Below are 1,068 nucleotides of genomic sequence, written 5' to 3' on the forward strand. Positions count from 1 at the left end.
GGGAAGTCTGTGGATACTTCTATGGGATTCACACCACTTGGAGGTGTGATGATGGGAACTCGTACAGGAGATATTGACCCTGCTATCATCCCTTATCTCATGCAATATACAGAGGATTTTAATACCCCAGAAGATATTAGTCGCGTTCTCAATCGTGAATCAGGGCTCATGGGAGTTTCTGGTCAGTCAAGCGATATGCGTGATGTGATTGCTGCTATGGAAGCAGGAGACCATGATGCGACTTTGGCTTATGAAATCTATGTTGATCGTATCCAAAAACATATCGGTCAATACCTTGCAGTCCTAAATGGAGCAGATGCGATTATCTTCACAGCAGGTATCGGTGAAAATGCAGCTTTGGTTCGTGAGGATGTCATTTCAGGTATCTCTTGGTTTGGTTGTGATGTGGATCCAGAAAAGAACGTCTTTGGCGTAACGGGAGACATCTCAACTGACGCAGCGAAAATCCGTGTCTTGGTTATTCCAACAGATGAAGAATTGGTGATTGCACGCGATGTTGAGCGCTTGAAAAAATAAGTAAATACACGTAAAATTTGATTGTAAAAAGAAGTTGGGAAAGAGATTTTCCAGCTTTTTTTATGTAGAAAATGTCTAAAACCTTGCTGTTATTGGCTTTTTCAAAAAATATGGTATAATAGTAGTAATTTAATAGATGGAGTTGAGTTTTGAAGAAAAGCTTTCGTGTAAAAAGAGAGAAAGATTTTAAGGCGATTTTCAAGGACGGAACAAGTTTTGCCAATCGAAAATTTGTTGTCTACCAATTGGAAAACCAGCAAAACCATTTTCGAGTAGGACTGTCCGTCAGCAAAAAGCTGGGGAATGCAGTTACCAGAAATCAAATCAAGAGACGAATCCGGCACATTCTACAAAGTGTAAAAGGGAGTTTAGTAGAGCATGTTGATTTTGTCGTGATTGCCCGAAAAGGGGTGGAAACCTTGGAATATGCAGAGATGGAGAAAAACCTACTCCACGTATTAAAGTTATCAAAGATTTACCAGGAAGGAAATGGGAGTGAAAAAGAAACTACAGTTGACTAGTTTGTTGGGC

1 protein-coding gene and 1 pseudogene are annotated in these 1,068 nt (G+C 40.1%); both read left to right on the forward strand.

What is annotated here, in order from left to right; all coding sequences use genetic code 11:
- Positions 1 to 537, forward strand: a pseudogene (locus GMD4S_RS09270) (acetate kinase); the annotation flags it as partial.
- A gap of 149 nt (positions 538 to 686) precedes the next feature.
- Positions 687 to 1,058 (forward strand): ribonuclease P protein component, encoded by a 372-nt coding sequence (rnpA, locus tag GMD4S_RS09275; protein ID WP_000748120.1) that lies wholly within the window; start codon positions 687 to 689, stop codon positions 1,056 to 1,058.
- Positions 1,059 to 1,068: the final 10 nt, after the last annotated feature.

It is taken from the genome of Streptococcus sp. GMD4S (genome assembly GCF_000296955.1).